Origin of the sequence: Microcystis sp. LE18-22.4A (assembly GCF_027531105.1) — a bacterium.
Classification (GTDB): domain Bacteria; phylum Cyanobacteriota; class Cyanobacteriia; order Cyanobacteriales; family Microcystaceae; genus Microcystis; species Microcystis aeruginosa.
This window is the reverse complement of the sequence record NZ_JAPZRB010000567.1, coordinates 1-24,743: the sequence shown is the minus strand read 5'-3', so window position 1 is coordinate 24,743 and position 24,743 is coordinate 1. Positions and strand designations below refer to the sequence as shown.

The 24,743-nt window shown below is 42.2% G+C and carries 31 protein-coding genes and 1 tRNA gene; 8 read left to right on the top strand and 24 right to left on the bottom strand.

The features are described 5' to 3' along the window. From dcm to O9295_RS24460, 20 genes are all read right to left on the bottom strand, one after another. The coding region (gene dcm, locus O9295_RS24555) for a DNA (cytosine-5-)-methyltransferase (RefSeq protein WP_288035929.1) at positions 1-428 on the bottom strand (428 nt) is incomplete at its 3' end. 210 nt (positions 429-638) lie between these two features. Continuing rightward, positions 639-875 carry a DUF4926 domain-containing protein gene (locus O9295_RS24550; RefSeq protein ID WP_079205867.1) on the bottom strand — a complete coding sequence of 79 codons (237 nt, stop codon included), beginning with the start codon at positions 873-875 and terminating at the stop codon, positions 639-641. 12 nt (positions 876-887) lie between these two features. Next, a complete protein-coding gene (locus O9295_RS24545) occupies positions 888-1,208 on the bottom strand; it encodes a DUF6883 domain-containing protein (RefSeq protein WP_002734685.1) in 321 nt (106 codons plus the stop codon). A gap of 49 nt (positions 1,209-1,257) precedes the next feature. Further along, a complete protein-coding gene (locus O9295_RS24540) occupies positions 1,258-1,452 on the bottom strand; it encodes a RelB antitoxin-like protein (RefSeq protein WP_002792166.1) in 195 nt (64 codons plus the stop codon). A gap of 53 nt (positions 1,453-1,505) precedes the next feature. Further along, positions 1,506-1,757 carry a hypothetical protein gene (locus tag O9295_RS24535; protein WP_012267429.1) on the bottom strand — a complete coding sequence of 84 codons (252 nt, stop codon included), beginning with the start codon at positions 1,755-1,757 and terminating at the stop codon, positions 1,506-1,508. A gap of 36 nt (positions 1,758-1,793) precedes the next feature. Beyond that, a complete protein-coding gene (locus tag O9295_RS24530; protein ID WP_288035926.1) occupies positions 1,794-2,015 on the bottom strand; it encodes a DUF2283 domain-containing protein in 222 nt (73 codons plus the stop codon). A gap of 413 nt (positions 2,016-2,428) precedes the next feature. Next, entirely contained in the window at positions 2,429-2,803 is a 375-nt protein-coding gene (locus tag O9295_RS24525; protein ID WP_002733650.1) for a DUF5615 family PIN-like protein, read from the bottom strand. Then, positions 2,800-3,033 (bottom strand): DUF433 domain-containing protein, encoded by a 234-nt coding sequence (locus tag O9295_RS24520; protein ID WP_002775448.1) that lies wholly within the window; start codon positions 3,031-3,033, stop codon positions 2,800-2,802. Before O9295_RS24520 ends, O9295_RS24525 begins: the two co-directional genes overlap by 4 nt. Before the next feature lie 131 nt (positions 3,034-3,164). Next, positions 3,165-3,377, bottom strand: a complete 213-nt coding sequence (locus O9295_RS24515; RefSeq protein ID WP_002789670.1) for a hypothetical protein — start codon at positions 3,375-3,377, stop codon at positions 3,165-3,167. Continuing rightward, the gene (locus tag O9295_RS24510; protein WP_002763393.1) at positions 3,374-3,850 is read right to left on the bottom strand and encodes a type II toxin-antitoxin system VapC family toxin; all 477 of its coding nucleotides are present in this window, start codon (positions 3,848-3,850) and stop codon (positions 3,374-3,376) included. Before O9295_RS24510 ends, O9295_RS24515 begins: the two co-directional genes overlap by 4 nt. 234 nt (positions 3,851-4,084) lie before the next feature. Then, entirely contained in the window at positions 4,085-4,501 is a 417-nt protein-coding gene (locus O9295_RS24505; protein ID WP_002733137.1) for an aspartyl protease family protein, read from the bottom strand. A 407-nt stretch (positions 4,502-4,908) separates the two neighbouring features. Continuing rightward, positions 4,909-5,115 carry a type II toxin-antitoxin system HicB family antitoxin gene (locus tag O9295_RS24500; protein ID WP_125730847.1) on the bottom strand — a complete coding sequence of 69 codons (207 nt, stop codon included), beginning with the start codon at positions 5,113-5,115 and terminating at the stop codon, positions 4,909-4,911. A gap of 5 nt (positions 5,116-5,120) precedes the next feature. Next, a complete protein-coding gene (locus O9295_RS24495; protein WP_149989501.1) occupies positions 5,121-5,330 on the bottom strand; it encodes a DUF6887 family protein in 210 nt (69 codons plus the stop codon). A gap of 81 nt (positions 5,331-5,411) precedes the next feature. Beyond that, positions 5,412-5,636, bottom strand: coding sequence for a type II toxin-antitoxin system RelE family toxin (locus O9295_RS24490; RefSeq protein WP_024968500.1), 225 nt, complete (start codon positions 5,634-5,636; stop codon positions 5,412-5,414). A gap of 34 nt (positions 5,637-5,670) precedes the next feature. Beyond that, on the bottom strand, positions 5,671-5,883 hold the full coding sequence (locus O9295_RS24485; protein WP_002743287.1) for a RelB antitoxin-like protein: 213 nt from the start codon (positions 5,881-5,883) through the stop codon (positions 5,671-5,673). Between the two features lie 51 nt (positions 5,884-5,934). After that, positions 5,935-7,491 (bottom strand): protein kinase domain-containing protein, encoded by a 1,557-nt coding sequence (locus tag O9295_RS24480; protein ID WP_288035923.1) that lies wholly within the window; start codon positions 7,489-7,491, stop codon positions 5,935-5,937. Positions 7,492-8,082: 591 nt separating this feature from the next. Continuing rightward, complete coding sequence (locus O9295_RS24475) at positions 8,083-9,153, bottom strand: HaeII family restriction endonuclease (RefSeq protein WP_110579725.1); 1,071 nt, start codon at positions 9,151-9,153, stop codon at positions 8,083-8,085. Between the two features lie 3 nt (positions 9,154-9,156). Beyond that, positions 9,157-10,179, bottom strand: a complete 1,023-nt coding sequence (locus O9295_RS24470) for a DNA cytosine methyltransferase (RefSeq protein WP_193979049.1) — start codon at positions 10,177-10,179, stop codon at positions 9,157-9,159. Between the two features lie 91 nt (positions 10,180-10,270). After that, positions 10,271-12,382 carry a bifunctional arginine dihydrolase/ornithine cyclodeaminase gene (gene argZ, locus O9295_RS24465; protein ID WP_288035921.1) on the bottom strand — a complete coding sequence of 704 codons (2,112 nt, stop codon included), beginning with the start codon at positions 12,380-12,382 and terminating at the stop codon, positions 10,271-10,273. 172 nt (positions 12,383-12,554) lie between these two features. Continuing rightward, the gene (locus O9295_RS24460; protein WP_288035920.1) at positions 12,555-14,318 is read right to left on the bottom strand and encodes an SWIM zinc finger family protein; all 1,764 of its coding nucleotides are present in this window, start codon (positions 14,316-14,318) and stop codon (positions 12,555-12,557) included. A 115-nt stretch (positions 14,319-14,433) separates the two neighbouring features. Here O9295_RS24460 and O9295_RS24455 point away from each other — a divergent pair, with 115 nt between their 5' ends. From O9295_RS24455 to O9295_RS24440, 4 genes are all read left to right on the top strand, one after another. Continuing rightward, on the top strand, positions 14,434-14,715 hold the full coding sequence (locus O9295_RS24455) for a ParB N-terminal domain-containing protein (protein WP_041804185.1): 282 nt from the start codon (positions 14,434-14,436) through the stop codon (positions 14,713-14,715). A gap of 13 nt (positions 14,716-14,728) precedes the next feature. Continuing rightward, a complete protein-coding gene (locus O9295_RS24450; RefSeq protein ID WP_288035918.1) occupies positions 14,729-15,421 on the top strand; it encodes a helix-turn-helix domain-containing protein in 693 nt (230 codons plus the stop codon). 451 nt (positions 15,422-15,872) lie between these two features. Continuing rightward, positions 15,873-16,109, top strand: coding sequence for a hypothetical protein (locus tag O9295_RS24445; RefSeq protein WP_002763414.1), 237 nt, complete (start codon positions 15,873-15,875; stop codon positions 16,107-16,109). Further along, positions 16,099-16,515, top strand: a complete 417-nt coding sequence (locus O9295_RS24440; RefSeq protein ID WP_061433419.1) for a putative toxin-antitoxin system toxin component, PIN family — start codon at positions 16,099-16,101, stop codon at positions 16,513-16,515. Before O9295_RS24445 ends, O9295_RS24440 begins: the two co-directional genes overlap by 11 nt. A gap of 234 nt (positions 16,516-16,749) precedes the next feature. Here O9295_RS24440 and O9295_RS24435 read toward each other — a convergent pair whose 3' ends face one another. Continuing rightward, positions 16,750-17,598, bottom strand: coding sequence for a M28 family metallopeptidase (locus tag O9295_RS24435; protein ID WP_287662782.1), 849 nt, complete (start codon positions 17,596-17,598; stop codon positions 16,750-16,752). 109 nt (positions 17,599-17,707) lie between these two features. Between O9295_RS24435 and O9295_RS24430 the strand changes: the two genes are divergently transcribed. Next, entirely contained in the window at positions 17,708-19,090 is a 1,383-nt protein-coding gene (locus O9295_RS24430; RefSeq protein ID WP_287662783.1) for a flavin monoamine oxidase family protein, read from the top strand. Positions 19,091-19,169: 79 nt separating this feature from the next. Here the strand turns inward: O9295_RS24430 and O9295_RS24425 are convergent, their stop codons facing one another. Next, positions 19,170-21,695, bottom strand: a complete 2,526-nt coding sequence (locus tag O9295_RS24425) for a mannose-1-phosphate guanyltransferase (RefSeq protein ID WP_002795808.1) — start codon at positions 21,693-21,695, stop codon at positions 19,170-19,172. A 206-nt stretch (positions 21,696-21,901) separates the two neighbouring features. Between O9295_RS24425 and O9295_RS24420 the strand changes: the two genes are divergently transcribed. Next, entirely contained in the window at positions 21,902-22,093 is a 192-nt protein-coding gene (locus O9295_RS24420; protein ID WP_043999505.1) for a hypothetical protein, read from the top strand. A 362-nt stretch (positions 22,094-22,455) separates the two neighbouring features. Further along, positions 22,456-22,529, top strand: a tRNA-Arg gene (locus O9295_RS24415). Positions 22,530-22,762: 233 nt separating this feature from the next. Here the strand turns inward: O9295_RS24415 and O9295_RS24410 are convergent. Then, positions 22,763-23,038: a hypothetical protein gene (locus O9295_RS24410; protein ID WP_002763421.1), complete on the bottom strand. Its 276-nt coding sequence runs from the start codon at positions 23,036-23,038 to the stop codon at positions 22,763-22,765. Between the two features lie 380 nt (positions 23,039-23,418). Then, positions 23,419-23,967: an RDD family protein gene (locus tag O9295_RS24405; RefSeq protein ID WP_288035917.1), complete on the bottom strand. Its 549-nt coding sequence runs from the start codon at positions 23,965-23,967 to the stop codon at positions 23,419-23,421. 208 nt (positions 23,968-24,175) lie between these two features. Here O9295_RS24405 and O9295_RS24395 point away from each other — a divergent pair, with 208 nt between their 5' ends. Beyond that, positions 24,176-24,535, top strand: a complete 360-nt coding sequence (locus O9295_RS24395; RefSeq protein ID WP_002763426.1) for a DUF6464 family protein — start codon at positions 24,176-24,178, stop codon at positions 24,533-24,535. Positions 24,536-24,743 lie beyond the last annotated feature (208 nt).

Below are 24,743 nucleotides of genomic sequence, written 5' to 3'. Positions count from 1 at the left end.
GTATCGAGAATAACTTCTAAGGTTTTTCCCTGTTGATGTCCCTGCAATTGCTTGACATTTTCCAGAATAAATGCTGCGGGTTGTTTGGCTTTTAAAATGCGGGCAATCTCAAAAAATAGCGTGCCTCTGGTATCTTCAAACCCCTTTAAATCACCACAAATACTAAAAGGTTGACAGGGAAATCCTGCCATTAAAATATCGTGATTGGGAATATCTAGGGCGGCGATTTCGGTAATATCTCCCTGGGGTTTGTCGCCAAAATTAGCGTGATAAATTGCCCGAGCGTCTTTATCTATATCACAGGAAAAGACACAATCAGATTCTAAGTTTTGTTGGCGACAAACTTGTTCAATAGCGACTCGAAACCCTCCCAAACCACAAAAAAGGTCAACAAAACGAATTTTCTGCTTATCTTTAAGTAAATTCATCGATAGTTGAGATTGTAGCGATAGGGATATTCTCTTTGATTTTAACTTATTCAACTTTCACCAAAGAGCGGACGGTAAATATTTCATTGGCGCTTGAGAGTAACAAACTGAAAACAGTCGTCATCCCTGGGGACATACATAAAAAAAGGATGGTGGGTTACGCTTCTTGAACCTCAGTTTTCTAGGAAATCACAGCGAAGAATAACAGAATTATATTATTTGAAATTCATCCTGTTTAAGATTTTGAATCGATTCAATCTTGGAAGCTTCTACAGCGATAACTGTATAGGATTTTCCCTGATTATTTAACACTTCTAAAACATAGCCATCCTCTTGGCCTTCGGGTCGAGGACAATAATCCACGATAATCGCGTGAGTGCCACGAGACAAATTAGATTCTGGCAAATCTTCGGTTAATTGAACTTCGGAAAACATATCAAATTTCATAGTCTAACTCTTTTAATCTGGTAATAAAGTCACAAATCTTGTTTCTTTCGTAAGTGAGTCGATAATCCAATAGGTAGAGACTCGTAAGTTTATCCCGTTGACCCCTTGTAAAAGTCCTTTAATTTCATAAATATCACCGAACTTTGTTGGTTTATTTAAGGTGGCTTCGTTGAGAAGAATACGTCTTAAATCTTGTTCCAATACCTGCCAGTTGTCTAAATTATATCCTGCTTGTGCCAGAAAGCCTGATTTATCATCTTTGGGTTGTAAAACTAGCAAATACCGGGTTAATTTAGCTGGTGGGATTGTCGCATTGGGATTTAAATAAGGCATTTATATTGTAATTTAGCCAACTTCTTTATAGACTTCTATAAAATAGATTTTACAGTATATGCGGGCAGTATTGCCAGGCTTTTTCTTTGTCTAGGATTTGATCATTTTCAACTTCTTCGATGAGTTTTCCCAGTCCGTAATCCTCTAGGATTTCTTCGATTTTTTCAAATTCAGCAATGGGAATCTGAACAGCAATCGGCTTTTGATCTTTGTCTAATACATAGTTTTTGGTAATTTCTAGCATTGGAGTTTCCCCTAAAAGCTCTCTAGATTATTATTGATAAATCAAGTAAAAACTCACTCATGATTTTCGAGTTTGCTCTCTAGTAATTCTAGATTTGATAACTGCGGTGGATGATTAGCATTCCATGGGAGAGCTTGATCTAATTTTTCTCGAAAAGGCGATCGATTTATCCAGTCTTCATTTACGGGAGAGCGATCGAGTAAATTTTGATAAAACTCATTCCACAGTTGACCCCATTCTTTTAGATCGATAACAACTGCTGTTTTTTCTCCTGTTTCATCGACAATATACTGAATACCTTTCATGATTTAAATTGTTGTGAGATGGATATTAACTAATAACTATATTTTAATCGATTCACGAGAAGATATGGATTTTGCAAGTTCTTGTCTAGTATCTTCCGATAGAGAACAACCAAAATCTAGAATCTCGATTAAAACTAACTGATCGTCCTCGGAATAATGTAATATTGTTTTCCCTTCCTCCTCTGCGTAAGCAATTGGATTATTGTTTAACTCAATTAATAAAGCATCCACATCTGGGCTATAGTGTATCTTGTTCATATCGGGATATCCTACCGGGGTAAAGGGTGATGATTAAGAAAAAAGCACTGAATTCTCGATAAACTACTCGAATCACTAAATTATCATTGAACTTTTTTTGTGCGATTCGCTTGTTGTCTTCAGAGATTTCTATTTTGTCAGGAAATTGTACAGTTTCGAGGATAAATTCAGGAGTGATAAAAATTCCACGAGCGGATAGCAAATTCAATTTGATTCTAGAATGCTCACTAAATCGAACTTCTTTCATTTATCCAACCAATATTATATCGCCAACCTGTAACAGGAATCGAAACCCTATCAATTTTTTCGATAATAATCGCATAACACACGATTTCTATTCCTCAATTATTTGATTTAATTTTTCCTTGAAAATCGTTTCTATTTCTTTATAGGACATCGTTTGAGGTGCGGGTTCATCGAATTGGAAGTTTACGAACACGCACAGAGTCATCGCTGATAGTAATTGCCGCACCTTCTGTCAGTTCCGTTTCCACAGTCAGTAAAACATCTAGAAGCCTTTGAGCAACTACATCAGGTCTGGCAGAAGATAACCGTAATGTAATCAAGCTAGGCAGTCCATAATTATTGAGGGCTACCAGCAGGGAAAAGTCTAAGTCTTGTGTTAAAATAACTTGACCTTCCACTCTGGCAAGTTCCAAAATCTCCGCGTCGGCAGCAGTGGCAGGTAAAAAGTCTGTAGTGCGTACTATGTCGTAGCCCTGTAACCTTAAAGCCGCAACTGTCAAAGGGGAGATATGAACATCAGCTAGTAAACGCAGACTACTCATGCCGAAGTGAAGCTAACGATATAATCGGATACAGCCCAAGCTGCATAATTAAGAGCCTGACGAATATCTTCCTCCTCTAACTCTGGATAAGCCTCTAAGACTTCCTGAATAGATAACTGACTAGCCAACAGTTTCAGAACAAATCCCACAGTGATACGCATTCCTCGAATCGTTGGCTGTCCAAGACATATTTGTGGATTAACAGTAATACGGTCTAGCTCTTTAATCACTGTGGAACTCCTGAGATAAACTCCTCTTATATTGTTACATACAGCAATGAATTGTTATCGCTTTAACTCTTGTGTTGGCAATGAATTGGCAATTAATCAGAATCAATCTATAGCGTTTCGCTCAAGCCAACCTAAGAGGCTGTTGTGTTGGCGTTGAAAGCTTTGCCGTGTTCTTCTCGAATTTTATGAATTTCTTCAGCATACTTGAGAGTAAACCCGTAGGATTCCGCAGCCTTTTCCGCCGCAATGCGAGACTTAACTAAATAGTCATGGATAGACGTGCATTCCTCCGATAATCTTGTTTGAGTTTTATCTTTTTCTTGCAAAATCTCTGAGTGGATCATAAGTTATTCTCCTCTTTGAATAGTTCAAGTGGTGTGACAATTTCAGGTGTTGACAAACCAAGGCGGGCATTGATAACGCGAATATGCTTCCGTTTGTTAGCATTCGCTAGGTGGTTGCAATTCCAAGTAACGAGATATTGAATGTCGAAATAGCTGGCATAGGCAAGATGTAGAGCGTCGCCCACAAGAGACCTTGGCATGACATAGTTGGCAAGATAAAACTCGACAACTTGTTCAAGAGCAGAAGTCGGCGGTAGTAAAGGAATCCTCGAAACCAAATGAATAATTTCAGCTTTACGCGGATAGTTTCCGTTGGTTAGTTCTTGAAGCACGGCATCCGAAATATATAAATCATAATAACTGGACATCTCCGACCACCACTTCCTTGTGATTTCGGTAAAAGTTTTTAGAGCTTCACGCTCATCAAAGTAATAACTCGGAACCGTGGAATCCAAGTACACTTTTTCTTTCATGATAATAACTGATCGACAAGACTAAATCAAAGCCTGAAGCAGCGGTATGGTAGCCCCCTCTATTCTACTATCCTATCTCTGTAACGAAGTTATTGCACTGTCATGCTTGACCTCGATCATTTCTCAGAGCGATCGCACTTGATCCCATTGAAACTTCTCCATTTTATCCCAAACATTAGCGGTGCGTTACACGCGCGTTAACGCACCCTACAAAATCGGCGATCGCCGTGCATTTTAGGATTTAGGGCAGATTTCAAAAACAAGTTGTGAACGATAGAAGCAGACATCAAATTCTAGAAAAAAATTCATCCGACCCAGTAGTAAAGGTGTATCATCAGACAAGCTCCAAGCAAAAACCAGCCGAACTGGGTTGAAATTACCAATCTGTGCCGAAACCAGTAAACCTCGCGCCTCGATCGAAGCCAAATTACCAGCTAAGATGACAGAGGTTGTCTGCTCTTCCCAAATCGCACCAAGTTGAACTCCAGCGCTGTACGGTAAGACATTAACACTTGCACCCGTGTCTAACAGTGCTGAAAACTCTACGGATCTATCTTGGTATGTCAGAGATATAGGTAGTTGAGGCAAGGCATCGGGGACACCAAACCCATCGAATCCTTCGGTAAAGTTAAATCGTTGGGCGTTACGCATTGTGCGTTGCTTGTTCCGAATCTAGGAGTTGAGCAAGTTTCTGCGCCGCTGCGTGTGAATTAAGCGGCGACGAGAGTAAATATGTTGCTCCTGGCTGTAGGCTTGGCTCCTCGTCCTTACTTAGTTCTGCGATCAGAAATTGCATCACCTTCAACTTGTCTGCACGAGGCAGACTTCTCAAAGTAGGGAATAGCTCTGCTATAGTCATCTGGCTTAGAGGATTGCATTACCTTTCCATTTTCTCATAAAGCTATCTATTCACCGTGCAAATTTCTCATAACTGAGCCATTTTCGAGCCAGTATTGTTTCGTTCAACCCCACCTACAAGATCTGCATTTGAGCGTTGGCAATATGTTTACAGTTCCATGTTAACAGATAAAAGTTGCAGACAGGATGCAGGTGATCGGTTACGCTTCGATATACTGGCAATAGGTGGCTGGTTGGGGAATTGGCAGCCCTTGCTCTTGTAAACCATCCAGATGAAATTGAATCGCTTCTTTCATATTTTCTGTGATTTCCTCTAGGGTTTTACCGGTAGTAACACAACCGGGTAAATCGGGAACATAAGCGGAATAGTTATTTTCAGCTTTTTCGATAATAATCGCATAACACACGATTTCTATTCCTCAATTATTTGATTTAATTTTTCCTTGAAAATCGTTTCTATTTCTTTATAGGACATCGTTTGAGGTGCGGGATATTTAAAACTGTCTTTTTTTCGGCTTAATAATACTTCTAGTGCTTCACTAAAAATAGCTTCTTCGTTTCGATGTTCCGAAAGATACTGACGGAGTTCTGCGTTAGTCATTTCCGAAGGTGATTTTTTCATAATTCAAAGTTACAATTCCCCTGTTCATCGATTAAAATGATTAGAAAGCAATTGACATATAAAGATAGCGGTATTTTTCTATCAAGGAAAAGTTTTGTAAATTTCTCTACGATGTGCGACCCGTTGACAGATGATGGTTTGATTGGGTTTATCAATAGTCAGGCCAATCCTATAATCTGCAACTCTAATTTTATATTTATCTTTATGTCCTTTCATTTTATCGAGATAGCCTAATTCAAAAGGATTATCAGTTTCTAACTCGGAAAATACGATCAACTCAACGCGAGATTGTATGTCTTTTGGCAAGGAGGTTAATTCTTTTAAAAATCTCTTGTTATATTCAACCTTCTACATTTTTATTTTTAAGCAATTCTAAATATTGTAAGGCTTTTTCTTTGTCTAGGATTTGATCATTTTCAACTTCTTCGATGAGTTTTCCTAGTCCGTAATCCTCTAGGATTTCTTCGATTTTTTCAAATTCAGCAATGGGAATTTGAACGGCAATCGGCTTTTGATCTTTGTCTAATACATAGCTTTTGTTAATTTCTAGCATTTGGTTTTCCCTCCGATACAATTCTTAAAAATTGGCTGTAACCTTTATATGTTACATTTTACAAGTCTCGACGCGAGACGCAAGAGAAGATACCACCACCCAATGCCCTCTGGTATTAAACCTATCACCAAGAATGTCCACAAAACAACGCGTAGGGAGGTGTCCTATGGGTGCTTTTATGTCCCAAGTAACATCTTCGTATTTAATCCAAGTGATTCCCCCCACCAGTGATTCCCCCCCTCCAGCGATCCTATTCCTCGCCATCATTCTTCTCTCCGCCATCCTCTTCTTCTCCTCCCAGCGATCCATTCCTCGCCAGCCTACTTTCTCTCCGAAAGTGTTCCAGATTTCTTGATTATAATCTCCCGTCCCGCCGAGATCCCGATAGATTTTCGCCTGTATGGAAAAACCGAACCTGCCTTTAAAACCGAACCAGTCTTTGCTATATTTCACCCATAATTGGTCAATGGTTCGTAAATCTTCGCAGGGAAAATTATCGATATCCTCTACCCTCAGCCATCTCTCTTTCCTGCGGTTGGCAACCTGTAGCATCACTGTCGCAGTTTCCTCGTCCGCTTGCTTCCATTGCTGCCGTTTTAATAAATCTTCTAATTTCCGATAATCGATTCCTTTGGCACTTTTAAGCTGGATAGATGGGGGAGTTTGGGGAACGGAAATAACGGGATTAACGGGTTTTTGAATAGTTGTCTGGGGGACAAAGACTGATGTTTTTATCTGCAAAGCTGACAACACTTCCGAGGCAGATTGATAGCGTTTTTTCGTGCCAAATTCAATTAATTTATCGATAATATTCCCTAACTCATTACTAACAGGATTATTAACTAACGACTGTCGCCATACCCATTGGTGTTCTCCCCCATCGAATAAATCAAAGGGAGATATTCCAGTTAATAAATAAAGGCAAGTTACACCCAAACTATACAAATCACTGGCATTAACTGCCTTACCATTTCCCTGTTCTGGGGCAATATATTCGGCAGAACCGATAATTGTTCCCGTCATGGAACGATTTAAAGGACTGACAAATTTTGCTGCGCCAAAGTCCACTAAAATCAATTTATTATCGCTTTTTCTGCGAATAATATTTTCGGGTTTAATGTCGCGATGAATTACTTGTTTACTATGAATAAATTCTAGAATCGGTAAAATCTCTGACAAAAGATGTTTAATTTTTGCTTCGTTAAATACTCCTTCCTGTTTTAATTCTTGTTCGAGATTTTGTCCTTCGATATATTCCTGCACGAGATATTGTCTCCCGTCATTAGCGGTAAAATAGGCGTAAAGTTCGGGGATTTGTGGGTATCTTCCCAAACTATCTAAACGAATCGCTTCTTCTTTAAATAATTCTGCTGCTTTTTGTAAAGTTCCTGTTCCCTGCGCTGACGGGAAAAATTGTTTAATTACACAATAGGGTTTTGAAGGTTTATCCTCATCTATCGCTTGAAATGTCTTGCCAAAACCCCCTTGACCGATTAATTTTAGCGCTCGATAACGTTCTCTGAGCAGTAATTGAGAACCGCACTTATGACAGAATTTATCCGTGGGGGTGTTTTTGTGCGAACAATCGGGATTGAGACAGAGACTCATAGCCGTTTGACAAGTATGGGAAGATTAACCCCTATTATACTAAATCCGTTGAGTAACGCACAGAAAACGGGTTTCTCCGAGAAACCCGTTTTCTGCTCATGCACTCATGCAAAAGGGGGAATAAATCATCAGTCTTTAAGTAGGTAGGCGTTAAAAATTATCAGACACCACCCTTATCAAGGGGGGACTAAGGGTAGGGTTGATTCATGAATCAACCCTACTATGAATCAAACCTAGGACTAAGGGGCGATCGAACTTAATAACCAGATTTAGTATTATACAAAAAGAAAGCCGGCTAGGGCGACTCTAGTGGGTAAATTTTCTCTGATAATTGGTTAAAAATACCGATAAAAATAGTTTCAGCTAAAATAGGGCAATAGATTTCGATTTAAAGTCTTAGATTGTAAAATCGACAGCAATTTTATGTTACACCCAATCAGCTGAAGCGTTCCACATCCTTGCCTAAAATCTTTGACCGATGCCAAAAAAGTTTTGGCTAAGAAAAATCCTAATCAATGGGTTGACAGCAGGAGACAGGAGGGACTTTTTGATAGTTTTTGTTTTCTTGACTTAATTACCATTTTTAGTAATCTAACCAATAGCCCAAATATCATCGTCTTTTATTTTTAACTTCAAATACTTTCTTTCCTCTAAAAAATCTATTAAAGCAATAGACTGAGGAAATTCTTTTCTAAAGTTATCACTTAGATACTGAAGTAAAGGTTTGGCCAACAAATTAGAAAATTCACCTCGCAAACATCTGTTATACCAATTAATTAGCTCCGATTCAAGTATTATGCCGCGCACTCTTTGTCCCCAACTGATTTGTTGAGCTATAATTTTGATGACATCAGCATGAGCATCACGGCAAACAATAACTATATGATCGCTTTCTACTTTATCGATAATATTTTGAGCTATTTCTTCATCAAGGGTTAAATGTTTTATTTGAATAGCTATGCCAAAATTTGCCCACATATCTAAGCCCCTATCGGCTGCATTCGTCACTCCTACTCTATAAATATGAGCCTTAAATACTCGCTTATTTTGGTTCTTATCTAAACCAAGTAAGGCTTTAGCTAAATCAGAAAACTCGTTTAATAAATCTTGTTTGATTGAAGGTATAGACATTGTGATCTCTGCCTCCAGAGATACTACAATGGTTTCAAATAAACTATAAGCTATAATCTCGTATGCTTTGTCTATACTTCTGCGGATTCCTGCTTTAGCACTAAACTCATCTAATAAATATTTTAAATCAAAACTTTTCTCATTTTGACTTTCTATATAGTCAATTAAACTTGATACAGTAGCTTGTCTTTCACTAAATTTTAAATAAATATAACGTTCTACACCTCCCCGTGTTCGCTTATTTTCTCGATCAAGAATTTCCAGTAACTCAGGAGACATTGCTGTGGTACTCCATACATCATGTTGATATCTAGCAGAAGATGTAGAAACTTTATTAAGCAATCTTATTGTTACTTCATCTCGCCAACGAATAGATTGATTTTGATAAGTCTTTAAATCTAAAACTTTGATATTTTTTTCTAACCGAGATTTTCTAAGAACTTCGGCAATTTGAATTGGCTTATACAAGTCAATTCTAGCTTTAGCAATAATGCTATCAAGTCTCATTTTAGCGTCTTGAATACTTACCACTATCTAAAACTCCTGAGTCGAAAATAAACTTAATTGAGTAGTTCGATTGAACGAGAATGAATTAGTTGATGCTTGCTCAATATCTAACAAAGACTCGATTACAGAATTAACCACAGCAGCTACGCAGGAAATCGCTACACTATTACCCGTTAATTTTCGCATAGTTTGATAACTGCCGACAATTTGATAATCATCGGGAAAACCTTGTAAACGTAGCATTTCTCTTTCTGTTAAGCGTCTTTTCCCATCCACTAACAAATAATTATAGGATGCTCCTGCTCGCAAGGCACAGGAATAGGGATAAGCACTGACATTACCTCCTTTATTTTCGTGCCAGATAGTCGGTTCACTATAAGGTTTTTTCCCCTCTCTTTTCAGAAGGCGACTTTTTTGAATTTTTTCGGAAGCATAATAAAAATCTGAGACATTTTCCTCTAATATTTCCGTTAAACTTGTTCTAGATAAAGCTGGTTTTGGCCAGATAAAACGCCGCGCTTCTCGGAAACCAACGATAAAAATTCGTTCCCGTTTTTGCGGTAAACCAAAATGAAGCGCATTCAAAACCCGATAATCGGTATAGTAATCTAAATCTTGCAGAGTATCGAGAATAACTTCTAAGGTTTTTCCCTGTTGATGTCCCTGCAATTGCTTGACATTTTCCAGAATAAATGCTGCGGGTTGTTTGGCTTTTAAAATACGAGCAATCTCAAAAAATAGCGTGCCTCTGGTGTCTTCAAACCCCTTTAAATCACCACAAATACTAAAGGGTTGACAGGGAAATCCCGCCATTAAAATATCATGATTGGGAATATCTAGGGCAGCAATTTCGGTAATATCTCCCCGGGGTTGGTCGCCAAAATTAGCGTGATAAATTGACCGAGCATCTTTATCTATATCACAGGAAAAAACACAATCAGATTCTAAGTTTTTTTGGCGACAAACTTGTGCAATTGCCACTCGAAACCCTCCCAAACCACAAAAGAGGTCAATAAAACGAATTTTTTCTTTGTTTTTTAGAAGGTTCATTGATAGCATCTGATCGGCAGTATCGCCAATTATGGGAATAATTAAAAAAGAGACGCTTCTAGAAACGTCTCTAGAGGATTTACTTGCGGTTTTAAACCGTTTCTACCAAGGGACGGGTTAACTTATCCAACTGTTGGGTTAACAAACTCAGGAATAAACCCACATCGGTGACGATACCCACGGATTCTACGGAACCTCGATCGCTTAATTTTGTCACCACGGCCGGGTTAATATCAACACAGACCATTTTTACCCCCGCCGGTGTCATATTGCCCACACCGATGGAATGGAGCATACTAGAGAGCATGAGAATCATGTCTGCACCTTGAATCAAGCGCGAATATTCTTCCTGTGCTTTAATTAAATCCATCTCCGTATCCGGAAGCGGACCATCATCGCGAATTGAACCAGCTAGACTGAAGGGGACATTATTCTTGACGCATTCATACATTACGCCTTTTGTCAATACCCCGGCCGATACAGCTTTGGCGATGCTGCCGTGGCGACGGATGAGGTTGATAATCTTGAGGTGGTGACGATGGCCACCGCGCACGGGGATGCCTTTCTGCATATCTACCCCTAAAGAAGTACCCATGATCGCCTGTTCCATGTCGTGAACTGCGATCGCATTTCCCCCCAGTAAAGCGTGAACGTAACCATCGCGGATTAAACGGGAGAGATGTTGCGCTCCTCCAGTGTGAATGACCACCGGACCTGCCGTTACTACCACTTTACCGCCCTGGTCGCGAATTTTACGCATTTCCCAGGCAATCTGCTCGACGGTTAACTCGACTCGGCGCTCGCTGGAAACCCCCGCACCCATAAAGGTAAATTCCTGGGTGCTGTTGCGTTGTTCCCTGGATTCCGCCTGTCGGATAGTACGGATGCCCTCAACTCCCACCATAACGCGATCGCCAGCTTTTAAATCCCGCAGCAGAGTACATTTCGCTGTTTTGCCTTCCGCACCTTCAGTGACGACGATGGCTGCATCCATGCGTTGATTTTCCACCCGCACCCATTCACAGCTAACCCGCACTTCCGTGGGATAGATGGTGCTGACATAAAAATCATCGGGAGCGACCCCATCTTGTGCCACCACTGCGGTATTGACATCACAGATTTCTTGGGGACGAGCGGCCGCACCGAGGTCGATCAATTGTACCATGATCTCCTCCATTACCTCGTGAGAGGGTGCAGAAACCCGCACTTCGGCCGAGGAGGTACTTTGGCGCTCAATCCCTAAGGTGAAGTTTAATACCTTGAAGCTGCCCCCATTTCCCACCACAACATCGAGAGCTTTATTCATAATTCCCGCGTCGAGCAGATGACCTTCTAGCTGGAGAATGCGACTTTCAATGGTGACATTAGCGTGATGGTCTGGAATTAGGGGTTCGGTGGTACGCAGGGTTAAACATTTAGCGGCTCCCCCTGCTTTTAAGAACTCCGTCAGGGGAGTTTGTACCACTTCAAACCCTTTTGACACTAACTTATATTGTAAATCGTCACTAATTTTATTCATGACGATTACTTCACCGATATTCACAGCATTACAAGCAAAGTTAACCGCATCGGCTTCTTCAACGATAATGCGTTTTTCTTCGGGAATTTTTAACTCAATTAACCGATTAGAATAGGCATCAAAAGCATCGGGATAGTAGAGGAGATAACCGCCACTGAGGGGACAAAAACAGGTATCAAGGTGATAAAAACGTTCATCGATTAAACGTAGGGATAAAACCTCGATATCGAGCCATTTAGCGATTAAAGGGTGGGAATCTAACTCAGTTCTGAAGCCATATCCTGCCCATAACCAACGTCCTTCTCGATCTAATAATGCGTCTCCTGCACCTTCAAAGGGTAAATCTTTGGGCAGTTCGTGAACCGTAAAACCGTTATCTTCAAACCACTGCTTAAAATAGGGTTCTTCTCCCTGTCTTTCTTTGTGTAAAAAGCGACTGAGAACGACAGTTTTTTCCAGAACTAAACCTGCATTAGCGGTAAAAACCATGTCAGGCCAGCCTTTTTCTGGTGTGACTAAATCCACGAGCGCCCGATCTTTGAGAACATGATAAAGCTGCTGCCATTGTTGCCTAGCTTTTTCCTGGGAAGATTTGTGAATGTTGCCCTCCATCCAAGGATTAATCACATAATCCACATCGTAATGATCGGGAGAACACATCAAAAAGCGAATAGTTTCAGTCATATTTTTTGACAATGAATATTCAGTATAAGTAGTCTGGAGATAAGTTTAGACCAATCTTCCATTATACTCTACTTTGCGTCGAAACATCACAGACTTAAGATTAGGACAATTCCTGCGCCACAAGCTAAAAACAGCCTGATTTTAGCCGATAACTGACGGCTAGAAGCTTAAATCATTGTAAATCCTGATGTTTAAATAACCCCATAAATTTCGATTTGCGTCCGTGTTCCTTAATTAAATTTTCTCGATAGGTTTGCCATTCTTCCCGTCTTCCCGACATATAAAAGGCATTACGAGCTTTTTTTAGCCATTTAATCGCTTCTTCGTAGCGATCAGCCTTTTTTTCGTCGAGTATCTTTTCCGCAGGAGGACGTGCGCGATCGATCACCCAGTTAGGATCGACGGTAGCAGCCGCATCCATTATCCGCCAAATTAGGTGAGACTGCACATAGGAATTATCAGAAACGACTTTAATTGCATCTCTAACTAAATTTTCGTGGAGAAATATATCAATTTTAGCCTCTGTGGAACGTCCACCGCTAAACTCGCGCAAGTAATCTAACAAGTCTAATTTTAAATCGGGCCAATCTTCCCCCGCTAAAGACTCAATTTTTTGGTAATGGGAAAAGGAAGGTTGGTCTTGAAATGCCTTAATTCTAGCAGCCAAAGCTATATCTATATCCCCTAAAGATTGCGCTAGTTCACTTGTCCAGAGAGCTAATTGATAATAATAATTCCCTGGGAAATTTAGACCACTTCGGGCAATTATTAGGGCGGATTCTGGTGCGGATTCATCCCGTAAAGCTTTGGCCAAAAAGAAGGCTTCATCGTTTTTATTTATCATGTTTTTTGCCGCTGCCATCGCTTCATCAATGCGATCAAGATAGACTAACTTAGTTAGGTATTCTACCACTTGTCCTGAAGCTAAAGCTAGATTCAAATACTCCTGATCTTTTTCCTGTTTCTCGAAAATTTCTAAGCGAATAGAAGTTAATGTTTGGGCATAATCGGGGATATTATCTGACCACATTTCTGAAAAATTAGCCGATTCTCCCCGTAAAATCTTCTCTAAAACTGGATCGTCCCATCCCTGTTGTAAGGCCGCTAAACTCATCTCAAAATCGGCACTCCATTCATGCTGCCATTGCTCCATTTTTTCCCTTAAATCTTGCTTTTCTTGGGGATTAAATTCTTTACTTAAAATTGCCCCAGTTAAAACTCGATCGATTCTGGCACTTAAATCATCATTGACAGCACCGTAATCTTCTAAATTATCCCATTCCTCGATACAGGCGCTAATAATTGCTTCTAAAATAGCGATCGCATTATCCGGTTCTCCCTTTTGATAATAATCTTGGGACTCATCCACTAGGGCATAAATTTCATTAGAAATTGGATCTTCTTCGTAGTAATCTTCTTCGATCGCTCGCAGGGATTGCCGCAGTTCATTACGGACAGTATTACGATAAGCTTTGACATTAATAGTTATCTTCCCTCCCGCTTTATTAACTGGGGTAGCTGGCAATAAAAACTTATCAATTGTCTCGATAATTTCTGGGTGTTTAGCCACTAAATGATTAAGTAATTTTCTTAATTTACTTTCATCGATTGGTGTCAATAACTCCTCTAGGGAGGCTTTTTTAATAATTAATTCTGGTTGACGAGAACAGGTTAATAAAACCGCCACAATATGCTTACACCAACCCTCGTAATCGTAGGGACAGGAACAGGAGACATTCTCAAGATTATCTTGGTTAAAATCCATGGCAACTCGATAGGGTTTAACCTCACTACCATTCACTAAAGCTTGCAGATTTTGCCCCCGTTGCCAAAGAGAAATAACTGCACCGCTATCGTAATAATATTGACCGCGCTGATAGGAAGCATTGGTGCTATTTTGCCGGATAATTTTTTCATTGATAGGAGGAATAGTCATAGTCAGAAAAGGAGAGGATTGGGTGATAAAATCTTGTCTGTGTCAAGAAAACTGCCAGCACCGAGACAGACCACTGCATCAGCAACCGAGTCAACTTATCTTCAGTTTAGCCTAAATGTGCTATAGTAAAGACAGTATGGAAATTAAAAACATTCCTCTGTCCCAAATTCGTCGTCCTTTACCGCGACAAACCGATCCCGAAAAAGTTAATCAGTTGATGCAATCGATCGCTGAGGAGGGATTACGAGAACCGATCGATGTTTTGGAGGTGGATGGTAACTACTACGGTTTTTCCGGTTGCCATCGCTTTGCCGCTCATCAGCGTCTCGGTAAAGAAACAATTCTCTGTCGAGTTCGTCGCGCTCCTAAATCCGTTTTAGCTAAACACATCGCTTAAGCTGAGAAGTCCCATGAATGAGTCCTTATATAAATATCATCGGCAAAAATTAGAGCAGTTAATGGCAGAAATTGGCTGTAAAAATCTGGAAGAATTGAGTCGGTTATCGGGTCTATCTTCTTGGCAATTGCAGAGAGTTCGCCATGGCTTAATCGCCAAATTATCCTCTGAATCTTTGGTGAAATTAGCTAATGCGCTGCAGCTGCCAGTTAGCGATCTCCTCGCTCATTTTCAAATTCCAACTATGCAGCCAGAGGATCATTCAGGGGAATTAAAAATTCTCGAACAAGAGTATCAAAATTTACAGCAAAAATTAGACAAGCAAAAAGAAGAATTAGCCGCAGAGTTTCAACGTCAAAGCATCGAAGCGATCGAATCTTGGTTAGTTCAATGGCCTACGGCCGAGGCCGTTGCCCGCAAAAATCCCGACCTAGCAGCCGTCAAAATCCTCTCCCTAGTTAAACCGATTATGCAGTTACTGGAGCGCTGGGGAGTGCAACCAATTGACAGTGTCGGTGATCATGTGAGTTATGATCCGCAAATCCATCAATTGATCGATGGTCAGGCAGAAATCGGTACACAAGTTCTAGTGCGTTATCGGGGCTATCGTCATGGGGAAAAACTACTTTATCGTGCTAGAGTAAGTTTAATTAAAGTAGAAATGCCAGAAATTCAACCAGTAGAAACAGAAAATGTCACCGCTTAAAGTGATAATTCTTGCAGAGCTTTGGTGATGCGAAAAATTCCCCCGTGGTCTGCTTTTATCGAAAAAATCGGGTCTAAAACCTCGCCTTAAGACGAAAAGTTTTTGGAGCGGGGCATAAATCCCCATTACAAAACTAATGGCTACTTGATAACCGCCCCCTGAACGGTTAAAATGATATCATAAGTGATTCGGAGGGAAAAATATGTCAACGCCCTACGATAACTGTTTTGACCACATTACTGATCGTCCAACGAAATTCTGTTCGCCAGCAATGGTTACAGATGGTTTGCGGAGGTTTATTTGTTGCCGATGTTAGGATACTACTATTAGCGACGCTTAAGCGAAACCCAACCGCACTAAACCTCACATTTTAGCATATATTTCGTAAATGTGCTAATATTTAACAGTAAAGCCGTCGTTCTACGACGGGGTTTCAGACCCAAAATTTTCGATGAAAGCAACGATCCGAAACGTTAAAATTAGCGAGATTCCCACAGCGATCGAGCAGTTAGGTTTGTCTGCTCATGCGTGTGTCGATTTCACAATCGAGAATCATGAGATGACGGGGAACGAACAGGACGAAACCACCCAAGCCTTGATGGAAGTGGTGAATGAAATTCGTGCTTATGCCAAGAGTCAGGGATTGACTGATGAGAAGTTGGAAGAGCTTTTAGTAGATGAATCGTGAACCCATTGTTATCGATACGAACGTCTTGATAAGCTTCGCCTTAAGCAGTACGACAACACCAGCTTTGGCTGTAGAATACGCGATTAATAACTTTATTATTCTGCAAAGTCCCGCAACTATATGCGAGTTGGTCACAAAACTTCTTCTCCCAAAGTTCGAGAGGTACATTACACTGGAGCAGCGCCGACAACTGCTAGTAAGAATTTTGGAAATTTCGCTGCTGATTAGACCTACTGACCACACTGAAATTTGCCGAGATCGAGACGATAATAAATTCCTAAATCTGGCAACCAGTGGGGAAGCACGCTATCTCATTACTGGTGACAATGATTTGCTTATACTGCAACGCTATGGGAAAACAGAGATCGTTACACCAAGGGAATTTTTAAAAATTGTTCGGCGGTGAAGTACAAAAAATCCAGTTTGAGTGAGATGATCGAAAGAACAACATCGATATGGAAAAACACGGGATAGACTTTAATTTTGCCAAGACAAGTGACTTAAGCAGTAGGTTGGGTTGAGCAATAATAACTTTTGTCTGTCAAATATTAGTGACGCTTGAGCGAAACCCAACCACACCAATGTCGTCAATAATGTTGGGTTTCTAACTGGGATTGGTGCGTTACGCTAACGCTAACTTTTATCTCATCGGTAAAGATTGCAATCCAAAACAGAGACCTTGACAGACTCTTGTTAGGAAATTTAAGTCCAAAGTAGCGATTGTATCCCGAGAACTATGATAATAGGGATTACGCATATTAGCCGTATCTGTCACCATAATTGCCGAATAACCGCGACTCCAAAAAGGAGAATGATCGCTGCGTCGAGTATCGGGGACGATATAACCTCCAAAAATTACCGGCAACCATTCGCAGGGAGTCTGATTTTCTCTCATGACTCGACTGAGAAAATTTAAATCCTTGCGGGTTTTGAGATTGCCAATCAAAGCGATAAAATCCCCAGTGTTGGGGTAAAAATATTCTAGAAAAGCTGGATATTTTTGAGAATGGGGATTTTTATCACAGTAACCGAGCATTTCTAAGGATAACATTAACCTTAAATCCTGCTTAGTTTGTTTTAATTTTTCCGCGTAGGCAATGCTCCCCAGTAATCCGTATTCTTCTAGATCGAAGGCAATTAAACGAATTGGATAATTAGCCTGATTCTCCCCAAAAAACCTCGCTAATTCTAATAATACCGCTAATCCCGTGGCGTTATCGTCAGCCCCCGGCGACCCCGGCACCGTGTCATAATGAGCGCCAATTAAAATCGGAGGTTTTTGACTGTTGTTAGGCAAATCCAAGATTAAATTTTCGTAAACTTTTCCCTGAAATGAGAAAAAATGTGATTCAACTTTTCCCCAATTGCCTAACTCTTGCCGCAGGTATTCTCGCACATAAAAATGTCCTTGACTAGAGAAAAAAGGGTTTCTTTCTCGGACAATTTGTTCTAGGTGTTGGCTTAAGCGATCGCTAAGAAGATCAAACATTGATAGCAGCAGATAATTTAATCAAAAGAGCCAATGGATAGAGAAACTGAGGGAAAAATCGGGGAGAATAATAATTGTTAATTATAAAATATTCTGTGGAGCTAAAATCATGACAAATCTCCAGTGGACTAGCTATGATTGTATCGTTGTCGGGGCGGGATTAGCAGGATTAATCGCCGCGCGTAATCTCCAGAGGCGAGGTCATCAAGTTCTGGTAATCGAAGCGCGAAATCGTTACGGTGGCAGAATGTCTGGTCAATATCTCCCCTCCGGACAGTGGATCGATCGAGGTGGTCAGTGGGTGGGTCCAACCCAAGAGCGTTTTTTAGCTCTCCTCGACGAGTATAAAATACGTCGTTTTCCCTCTCCCAATCAGGGAAAAACCGTCCTAGTCTTTAACAACAAACGCTATGAATTCAATGGTTTTTTTCAAGGTTTCCACGAGGGAGAAGTACCCGATATCGGCACGGAAGAATGGCAAGATGCGATGTCAGCATGGGCGCGTTTTCAAGAACTAACCAAAACCCTACCTTCAGGTTATCCCCAAAGCAACGATCACACCAAAAAACTAGACAGTAAAACTTTTGCCCAGTGGATTGAAGAAAACACCAGCACAGATTTTGGTCAATGGTATTTTGCTTATATGGCGCGTGCAGTGGGTTTTCTCGGGCCGGCCGAACCCAACCAAGTCTCACTGCTGCACGTTCTTTGGGGACAAAATTGCGCCCCTCAGGCCGAACATCCAGAAGCCGAACTGATCCATGGCGGAGCCGGACAAATTCCCGACAAGATCGCAGCGGAGTTAGGAGAGCGAATTCGATTGGGGGAACCAGTTTTTCGCCTTAATTATGACTCGGCCGGTGTCACCATAGAAACCACCCAGAACACTTTTACCGCCAAATTTGCCATCATTGCCATGCCGCCCCATCTTGCCGGCCGCATTATTTATCATCCCCCGCTGCCACCCCAGCGACAACAACTAACCCAACGAGTACCGATGGGATGCTGCGCTAAAATCCTGATTTCCTATGAGCGACCTTTCTGGCGAAAACAGGGACTAGCGGGACTTGCTCAAGGGAATTGTCAATGGTTGGAACTCTGTGCCGATAGTTCCGATCCCGAAACCGGTGTCGGGGTAATCGCCACCTTTGTGGTTGGCGATCGCTATAGTCGTTGGCGCTCGATGAGTAGTCCGGCGCGCCGTGCCGCCGTCCTCTCGGATTTAGCTATTTATTTCGGTCAAGAGGCCCTTTTCCCGATCAGTTACGATGAGGTGGATTGGCCCGGGGATCCCTGGACTGGTGGCGCATATTCCGCTTTTATGCCCCCCGGAGTCTGGACAAGTTTCGGCGAGGCTCTTTTTACTCCCGTCGGACCGATTCACTGGGCCGGCACAGAAATGGCCGATCGCTGGCCGGGATTTTTTGAGGGAGCGATCCGCACCGGTGAGGCAGCGGCCGATCGAATCGCCTTCCTTTTGCGGGAAAAATGAGCATCTACAGGGCTAGGACAACTTTTAGGTCAAAAAAGTCATCATAGTCAAGTTTCGGGGCTAATAGGGCAGAAAAATCCTAAATCATCACTATTTCGCCCTGGTAATGTTCGACGAAATATTGGACACGATGACGATATTCTTTAATTGTCCGATCGACCCATTCCCGCTGCTCACTGTTAGCATAGATATGTACTAAAGGTTCTCCGGCATCGGGTAAAATCAATACCCAGTCATCATTAAGGGGATTAATCACCTTCACCCCATCGATCAACTCTAGATTATCGGTAGCGTGAGTTTCCACCAGATAGCGCATCAGAGAGCCCTTGACTTTCCAAGGACAGCGCACCGCCGTATTCTTATTATAAATGCGCGGTAACTCGGCCCGCACCTGAGCTAGAGAACGTTCCTGAATGGTTAACATCTCCAAAAGTTTCGCCACGCTGAACATGGCATCGAAACCGGGATGTAATTGCGGAAAAATAAAGCCAGTTTGCCCAGATCCTCCTAAAACCACATTAGGATTGGTTTGACATCCTTCCATTAAAGCGCTAGGACTGGCTTTTGTCCGCACCACCCGGCCATCGTGACGACGTGCGATCTGTTCCACTGCACTAGAAGCATGAACCGGCACTACCACTGTACCGCGCGGATGGGCGGTCAGAATTGTATTCACCATTAGAGCAGTTAATTGTTCCCCGCGAATCGATAAACCACTCTCATCGACGAGGACTAATTGTTCCCCGTTGGCCGAAACTTGTACGCCTAAGTTCGCTTTCAGGGCCTCCACCACATGGCCCAATTGATGGATCAGTAACTCTCTTTCCTGCATGGAAAGGGCATTCTGACGTAAACTGGCATTGAGAACCACGGCATCACAGCCAAATTTAGCCAGTAATTCTGGTAAAATTGCCCCTGAGACTCCGTAGGCGTAATCAATGACAATTTTGGAGCTACTATTGCGAATGGCCTCCACATTTAGCTGAGTTTCAAAGGTTTTGCGGTAATTATCGAGAATATCAGCCGGATAGGACATACTGCCGATTTCCTGCATTCCCACCCGTCGCAGATCTTCTTTGAAATAGGCCCCTTCGATTTTCTTTTCCTTGGCTTTGGAAACATTAATTCCTTTTTCGTCTAAAAACTCGATTAAGAGAAAATCCGGGCGATCGGGATGGATACGGACGTGAATGCCACCGACTACGTTTAATTTAGCCACTAAAGTCCTGGAAATCGGTAAAGCATTCGCTTGTAGGTTTTGGATATTCACCCCCACGGACATTAAACCGGCAATCAGCGATCGACTGACCATGCGCGAGACACTACGTTGATCCCGGGAGACGATTACCGTTGACCCCGGTTTCAGAATGGAACCGTAGGCTGCCCCCAGTTTAACGGCGAATTCGGGCGTGATATCGATGTTAGCGAGTCCCGATACTCCTCGTTGACCAAAGAGGTTTTTATGGGCAGTATTTCCCCAAATCAGGTTAATATTTAGGATGGCTCCCGATTCGATCTGTTTACTCGGCCAGACTCTGACCCCGGAATTGATCTGCGCTTCTTCCCCCACGATCGATAATTGTCCGATCACCGCACCTTCGTGTACCTGGGCCCGTCGATCGATTCTGGTTCCCCTAGCGATCGTACAAGCGGCTAAATTGACCTCATCCCCGATCACCACACCATTCCAGAGGATGGGACGTTTCAGATCGGAACCAGCACCGATGGTGACATTATCGCCGATAACCGAACCCCTCTCGATCAGAACATTTGCACCAACGCGGCAATGATTGCCGATCATGGCCGGGGCCTCAATGTGGGCGCTAGGATCGATATAGGTATTAGTACCGACCCACACCCCGGGGGATTTTTCTCGATAGGGAAATTCTAGGTTAACTTTGCCGGATAAAGCGTCGTATTGCGCTTCTCGGTAGGCCTCCAGATGACCGACATCGCACCAATAACCATCGGCCACATAACCATACATAGGTTCGCCCCTTTGCAGCAGCAGCGGAAACAAATCTTTAGAAAAGTCGGCTTCTTCTTTGTAGGGGAGATAATCGAGGACTTCTGGTTCGAGAATATAGGTTCCGGTGTTGACGGTATCGGAAAAAATCTCGCTGGTGGATGGTTTTTCGATAAAACGGCGAATTCTGCCTTCTTTGTCGGTAATCACTACCCCAAATTCGATCGGATTGGCAACCCGCGTCAGGACGAGGGTTGCTTTCGAGTTTTTACTTTTATGGAATGCGATCGCTTTTTGCAGGTCAAAATCGGTGATACTATCGCCACTAATCACCAGAAAGGTATCATCTAACCATTCGGCAATATTTTTCACACATCCTGCGGTGCCTAGGGGTTGATCCTCCTCCACAGCGTAGGTGATTTTTACCCCAAAGTCGCTGCCGTCTTGAAAGTAGTCGCGCATGACATCGGGGAGATAGTGCAGGGTGGTGATAATTTCGGTAATGTCATGCTTTCGTAGTAAATTGATAATATGTTCGGCGATGGGACGGTTGAGAATCGGTACCATCGGTTTGGGAAGATCACAAGTAAGCGGACGTAATCTTGTCCCTGAACCACCTGCCATTAATACCGCTCGCATAATTTCCTCCCAAGGCTATCTTTTCGCCGTTTTTAAATAGTTTTTCCAAATTATGGCTTTAGTTTCCCGACCTCGATCGAGCCAGTTCCTAACCGGCATTCTAACACCGTCCCCCCGATTCAGAACAATATTTTCTTTTCCCAAGTCGGCAAAACCCAAGCTTAAAATAGGAGATGTGAATTCTCTAAATTCAAGGATGAGATGGCATGAGACTGGTTATTTTTATCTTAATAATTGTTTATGGTGCCGGTGGTTGGAAATTCTGGAATGGGTACAGAAGCACTAATTTTAGTCCCAGTTTACCCAATCGTTTAGCTCTAACGCTGTTCTGGCCGCTTCTTTTGGCTGTTAATCCCGCCTACCGCAAGAATTTTCAAAAAGCCCTCAAGGGCAAATAAAATTAACATACTGCCAATGTCACGGCCATAAAACAGAAAGTGGGTGGGTATCGAGGCGTTTTTTAGCCGATTAGTCGAGATTACCCCCCCAAAAAAAACCCTAAATAGGGTTTGCGGCAAAAAGTTTTTCGTGGGGGTAGGGTGTGGGGTTTTACCCATTTTCAGGTGGTCAATTACCTAATTTTCAGGGAAAAAGTCCCGGAATTTTCCCCCCAATCACTCCAATGGTCGGCACTTTTTGAGGGAAAAAAGTCTAAAAACCTTATCCAACAAGGTTGTTAGATTTATTCAGCAAACCCTAAATAATCCACGGCAATCAACAGTTTAGCCGTGGATGTCTTATCATGGTTAGGGAAAAAATTGGGGTCGTAGCTCAGTTGGATAGAGCGAGTGCCTCCTAAGCGCTAGGCCGCCGGTTCGATCCCGGCCGATCCCGCCTTTTTCAGTGATCAGTGAACAGTAAACAGTAAACAGTGAAAAGATGCTGGGAAACTGCTATTTATAGCGCTTTTCACGTTACTGAGGTATCGACAAGTTTTGCCAACAAAGGGCTTAAGCCCCTTGCCCATGCCTCATTCTGATAAAAACTGCTATAGCATCAACCCCATTATCGAAATATTTACGGGCTTAATTAAGCCCGTAGGCACGGCTACGGGCAACTTCTAGAGGTTAGGCTTGATCGCTTCTGTTCTTGTTAATCTGTCGGATGATTTCAATCATTTGAGCGTGTCGATCATCCATTCTCTCTAGATGCCGGTAAAAATCGGCTTGAGTCTCATAAAAATCTGATTGTGCGCTTGCTATTCGAGCTAGGTAATCGTAAAGCCCTTTTTTCTCCTGTTTCCGTTCCTCGCGGTCACTAGCGACGGCATCAGCTAGGGCTTGAATAGCGCGAGCGTTCGATTCCACTATTCTCTCGATCCGCTCTAATCTGTCTTCTGACATTTTGGTAAACTCCTAATAGACTAATTCTTGTCCCCCACCGATGCCCGTCGGATGGGGGAATAACTTTAATTATGGGCTTTTCGATGCCAACGCTGATCCGATTTCCTAAATTCCCACTGTAATGCGATCTCATCAGGAGTCTTAATCTTTCCTGACTATTACCAAGTCAGGGAGACAAAATCAAGGGTTTTCCCGTTACAGGAAAACCCACATATAGCACTTTTCACGTTACTGAGGTATCGACAAGTTTTGCCAACAAAGGGCTTAAGCCCCTTGCCCATACCTCATTCTGATGAAAACTGCTATAATACTGCTCACTTAAAACTCAAAACTTAAAACTGATCACTGATCACTGATAACTGATAACTGATCACTGATATTTATCTTCTCATTCTGCCCTTAACTTGATACCAAAGCCTTCTTAAACGTAGATCGAGAGAAAAACCCCGACGGGTGGGAATAACAATCGTGCCACCGATGCGATCGTGGAAAGCTCGGTTCAATTGCTCATCACCGATCGCCATACCACAATCGGCGAAAAGGGGCGAAGATAGTAAAATCAAACTTAAAGGATTGCCAAAAAAAGTATTTAACCCTAGCATCATTAAAGCTGCCCCCCCACCAGCGATCGCCTCTCTTTTGCTTAACTCCAAAATTCCGGGTAAACGCTGAAGTCGTAGATCGATGATCTTCATATCCAAGGCCCAACGGCCTAAACTCTGACCCTGATTCTGCGCGACTAATAACACCCGCAAACACCACCAGATCAGGAGAAAAAGGAAGAATTGCAGTACAGGTGAACTGTTAGCAAAGGAGCTTAAAAACCAGATCGAGGCAAAGTCGATCAGGAAAGCATAGGCCCGACGATCTAAGGGAATTTTCGGAAATTTTTGCGGTAGATTATCTTCAGGTGGGATGGGGTAAACCATAAACTAAATTCTCGGAAAAATCCTGCTGTTTATCTTCTACTCTAATCGGGAAATTGGCAATTCTAGAGTGAGTGGAACGAACCACAGAGACACAAAGGACACAAAGATTGATCGCTATTATATAAGTTAAACTTATCACACAAAGAATAAGAGAGCCAGAGATTTAGGCTACCATTGAGCAAAGGTAGCCCAGAATACAGGGATAATCATGGAGCAAGATTCATTAACAACGGAGGTTATTCTAACCCATCCGCGGCAAAGTTTGGGAGAGATACAGTTGGATTGGATGCCACAACCGGGTAATTATTTGGCATTGAAAGGACAAACCTACGCAGTTTTGGAACGTCACCACCAGTACCAATACAAGATTGGTGGCTATTGTTTACGCAAAATTTCCCTTTATGTACAAACTGCTCCCACTCCGAACGAAAAAAGTTTGATTGAAGGACGTTGGGTGATGGGGGATGCTAGTTGTCGTTTTAACGCCAGATCCGAACTGTTGCGCTGTGCGATTAACCCCCCAGGTCCCTGTCAAGATTGTCGTTTTTACGAAACTATTAACCCTTAAAAGAGCCTTTTTTCGGGAACAATCTGGCTATTTTCCCCTAGCTAACCGCTATATTGATCAATCGCCTTTGACATCCTCGCCGCCGTAAAACGGACGGCGATTCCCAAACCTCACGATTTAGGTTTCTGCTTCTTTCCCGAAGGATTTTTCGCACCTGCCTTAACAGATTTACTCTGTTCTGGTCTTATGGTCGCTCTACAGACTGACA